General features: G+C 37.8%; 1 protein-coding gene and 2 pseudogenes. All 3 read right to left on the bottom strand.

Annotated features, from left to right (window positions below):
• Window positions 1–790, bottom strand: a pseudogene (locus tag B1B04_RS25140) (transposase); the annotation flags it as partial.
• Window positions 771–872 (bottom strand): annotated as a pseudogene (locus tag B1B04_RS26775) (IS3 family transposase); the annotation flags it as partial. The pseudogenes B1B04_RS25140 and B1B04_RS26775, both read right to left, overlap by 20 nt.
• A 311-nt stretch (window positions 873–1,183) precedes the next feature.
• Window positions 1,184–3,268 (bottom strand): serine hydrolase domain-containing protein, encoded by a 2,085-nt coding sequence (locus B1B04_RS25125; RefSeq protein WP_079564477.1) that lies wholly within the window; start codon window positions 3,266–3,268, stop codon window positions 1,184–1,186.
• Window positions 3,269–4,977 lie beyond the last annotated feature (1,709 nt).

Here is a 4,977-nt window from a genome sequence, read left to right as displayed (position 1 = left end):
CTGTTTCTTGAAACGCTTGTTGGTCTAAATGTTCCTCTGATTTAATGGCAACAGAATAGGTTTTAGTTTTTGCACCTTCTTTAAAACATCCTTCTCGGAGTGGACAGACCTTACATTTTTCAATGTCAAAAAAATAAACCATTCTTGCACTTGCTCCTGGATGCGAATCTGGTTTTTTACTTTTTCTATTTGCTAAATGTCCTGCTGGACATACAAATAAACCTGCATCTTTATTAAAGTCAAATCCTTTTCCGTTTGCTCGCCCATTTTGAGTAATCATTGGATTTAACTTAGAAATCAGTTGAATGCTTTGTTCTTTTGTATAAAGTAAATTGTTTTTCCCTGAATAAGCCGTGTCAGCGATGACTGTTTCAACTTCCATTCCTGTTACTTTACTTTTTTCAATCAGTTCTTGTAGATAATGTCCATCTGATTTTTCACCTGTTGTAACGACTGCTGCTGTAATAATACGTTCATCACTAATTGCTACATGTGTTTTATAACCAAAGAAAGAACTGTCTGCTGTTTTATGTCCTACTCGTGCATCGGTGTCTGTTGAATAATTTAGATGTTCTTGCGTATCTTCTACAGCTTCTTTTAACACGTTCAATTTTTCCTTTACAGCTGGTAGATGAGCGATTTGTGGTTTATTTTCAATAATGGCAATCAATCTTTCACAGTAAGTTAATTCATCTTTTACTTCGTTAGAAGTATTCTTCTTTGGAAATTTTTCTTTCATGGATTTATCAAATTGATACACTGCTTTGCGGGTATGTCTTGATTTTTCTAACGAGATTTACGAACGAATTTACACACTTTAAGTCCAATTCCTTCATGATTCGCTGTACTTTTTTGTGATTGATGACGTATCCGTATTCCCTGGATGAAGAGAAATCCTGCCCAAAAATCATTTGTAGTGCTGGTCGGGGAGGCTGATGCCATTCCACCCATAAATAAAGCCAATGGAGTTGCGATTACATTCAATCCCAAACTAATCATAACAAATGATAATTTTTTACTTTTAATCTTCGGTAATCCAGCCGACCAAAATAAAATTGGGAAATTTCAATATTTTATAGCTTCAGTAAGCCTTTTTGTAAAGATAATGCGTAATACAAACAAAACCAGCAAAACACCTTTTCGGTGTCGTACTGGTTTTATTGAAATCCTTCTTGAATTGTAGCTAGTTCAACGTGATTGCAAATTCCGAATTCGGCGCTCCAGCAAATACAACCATTCCGTTCTTCGGTAGTTTTACTTTGTTATTGCCACTCACAACAGTAAAATTGACACATACACCATTCTCATCATACACCGCGAACGAACTCTTCGATGGCAACGCCACAGTCATCGTTTTCCCGGTTACCGCTTGTGGGATCGTAAACCATCTCGCATGCCCATTTGCTTGTAGCGTAACTTTGGACGATTGGCCTATATCAAGTGGCTTTATGTTGGATCCACTTACGTATAACAATCCGGACATCTCCATATATTCATTACCGCCTTCTGTATAGAAACGAGATTCCGTCGTATCTCGGCCTGTCATCACAGGGATCTGGAGCTGATGCGCAGCCGTGTTTGGGCCTGTAATTTTTCTACCGTCCCAATAACCCTCTAAACCCTCATTGCGATTAATTTGTGTTGTAAGCATCATTGGTAGGAAATATTGAGCTGAACTATATTTCTCGTTTATGAGATAGAACTTAACGCCTTCCCGCTTCGCCCATGCGGCAGCGGTTTCCTTCGATAGCACATTGTCTTCTAGTTTCTCGGCTAAATATTGAGTAGCCGCTGCTTGCCCTAAACCTGGCAACGATATAAATGTGCTCTCCTTCAAATATGTTCGTCTATTCTTCTCTGTAACGAAGTTGAGCTTGGAGGTACCTGTCTCATTAATAAAGCTTCCATTCGCAGTATATACATATTTTTCTTCTGGATTAGATGGTAAGATCAGTTCTCCATTCTTCGTAATTTCTATTTTGAAATGACTGAAACTATTGCCGTAAAAACCCGCTTTCTTTTCTACTTCTTGAGGCATTTTGGCCTTGACCGGCTTGCCAAAGGATTTGTTCGGCTTGATATCCTTAATTGTGCCCTTCTCTTTAAGGGCTGCGAGCAATAATTCAGTCGCCATCAGTTGATTTGTAGAGCTGCTACCGCCTGATGACAACACAGCCACTGCCATCTTCTGTTCAGGAAGGACTACCAGTGAAGCATGTTGCAGTCCCGTGTCGCCGCCTTTAGCCAAGCCCTTTATCCCATATTCACTAAATGGATATAGTTTCACACTATCCCAGCCAAGACCATAGTTGAAGGTATTATCTCCATCCCCTGGCCACATTCCTTTTTTATATTCCTCTTGCTCCATCGCCTTGACTGCCTTATCAGAGAGGATTCCTTTTCCCTGTCTCATAAATATTTGTGAGAATCGCACCATATCTTCTGCTGTGGAAGAGATCCCTCCCGTACCAATCACATTCACCAATTCAGTAGGAAGCTGCCCTTGGTACGTTGGAAAATAAAGTCCAGCCCGTTTATCGTTTTCCCATTTGTCCTGCGGAGTTTTCGTATGATTTAGCTTTAAGGGTTCTGTAAACCGTTGATGTATAAATTCGGTAAAGCTCATACCGCTTACTTTTTCCACCATTATCTCAGCCAGCGTAAAGCCGTCGTTGCAGTATACCGAGAACGCGCCAGGGTCCGCCTTCAAGCTCTGGTTGGACAATTGTCGCAACAAGTTATCATGGGCATAGGTATCATTATCTTTGAATAAAAATGAATTACCATACTCAGTACCTTGCAAGCCGGAGGAGTGGTTCAACAGCATACGCGGCGTAATACGTTTATACCGTTCATCCTTCATCTTGAAATCAGGAACATAGTGGACGACAGGACCATCCAAATCAACTTTTCCTTCGTCTACTAATTTCATCACAGCCGCCGCTGCATACATTTTACTGACTGAACCAATCCCGTATAGGGTATCTTTGGTCAGTGGTTGTTTCCCATTCATATCGTTCTTACCTGTCTGACCCGACAAAATAAGTTTGTCATTATCAATTAGCGCATACTGCACGCTAGTCGTTTCATACGACTTCGTGAGTAGCGCAGCCTTCTCTGCCGCAATCTTCTTCAGTTCTTGGCTAGCAACTTCTTGGTTAGCTACTACAACCGTATTCTGACTGCTAGAAAACGCCATCGCCCCTGTTGGTAGGCTCATCGTTAACGCTAATGTAGCAGCTAACACCCCAGATAGTTTATTTTTCATAAAAGAATTGCCTCCTTAGATAAGTAATCGATTTCATTGCTTATTTCGAACAAAGGTGCCCCTTGTAGTCCTTGTTTAGCAGTATACATAAGCAAAAGTCAGCAGATTTGTTTTTAATATATAACTCATTTAATACCTCCTTTTATCTTATACTTTAATTGTACGAATCTATCTTCTCTTTTTTCTTACTCATTTCTTACAAATTTATTAATTGTAAAAAAGATCGTCTCTTACGGCCTTTGAGGGAATCATTCACTATTTATGCAGCTGGAGAAGGAAGAAGGAATTATATGATGTAATGCTACAGCCCAATCAAGTTCGTTGAATTTCATCTCTCCAAATTTTTAAAAAACTCATGTTGCCTTTTAGTCTTCCAAGCATTTAATCTAGTCACATTTCGAACTTCCACTGCGTCTTCTGGAGAGTTCAAAGAGGGATTCTAGTAGGTGTTGACCCATCAAGAGGAATTTTTATGCGGTCAGGCATTAGAATCGTTTTCATTCCCTTCTTCTTTATTGCAGCTATTTTCGTAATAGGAATTGGAATACGTATATTCTAAGAATGAACACTTGAACAGATGAATATATAGATACCAAAATAATAGAAGTACATCGTTATGTCCAAAATTCCCACGTAAAAATGTCTGCTTTACCCCATAAGCAGACATTTTTTATATTAATTTTACTTTGTTTGAGATATGTAAATCTTTATTTTCTAAATGACTGTTTGAAATGGTTTCATTTGAAGCAGCTCCTTAAGGTCTCAATAAATAATCTATCCACAGCTCTGCTTACAACATCGTAAAAATGAGCTATTCAACTATAGAACCACACTACAATGAATAATAAATTTATATCACACCGAAATTGAATACACTTTATTTTACATAACAGTACTTTAAATCTTCCTTTCCAAAGATCCCAAATTTGTGTCTTAGTCTAAGCCACTTCATTGATTGAACATAGCCTATACTATATTAATTGAATGGAGTTAAAAAATGGTAAATCCATTGCGCTTTCCAATGCGTTTTAATGAAGGGCGTCGATTTTCCCCAGGTATGAGCCCGTTTTTCCCAGTTGGGAGACCATTTCCCCCTGGTATGGGTCCGTTTAGAATTAGGATTGAAAATGCTTTTGTAGATGTTAACAACCTTACGAGGCTAGAAAGTATTCCTATTATCTAAACATAAAAGGCATAGTTCTTATAGCTTTTATTAGATTTTTATAATTCACTACCAATCTTAAAACATAGAAAAAAAGACTAGCTAGGCTAAATTAGCTTGGCTAGTCTTCTTCAATTATGAAGCTATTGGATTGGCAACGCGCGCAAGTTTAGTTTCAATCCTTTTATAATCTAAGTCTATTAATTTACAGGTAGCTGTTGCAATTTAACCATAATAAATCTCCTCAATTTTATTTCAAATAATCTTTTGACTTATACTATATAAAAGTCAAACAAAACTAACTCACTTACACCTTTGTATACCAGGGATTGTAAGGATATTAGAAGTATATTTATTATTGCTTGACCAACCTTATCCATATAACAAAATGGCGATTTTCCCCATTAATCATCACATCTTCTTTAAAAGGGACAATTCTTTAATTGTATTGAAAAATGCACAAAAAATCGCTATGTACCTATTGGAACATAGCGATTTTCGTACGTGGGGAATATTTCATCAGCTATTAGTAGTGTAGTTTTTTCTC

Source organism: Lysinibacillus sp. KCTC 33748, from assembly GCF_002237755.1.
GTDB lineage: Bacteria > Bacillota > Bacilli > Bacillales_A > Planococcaceae > Lysinibacillus.
Note: the sequence above shows the minus strand (reverse complement) of the source record. Positions and strands in the feature narration are given on the sequence as shown.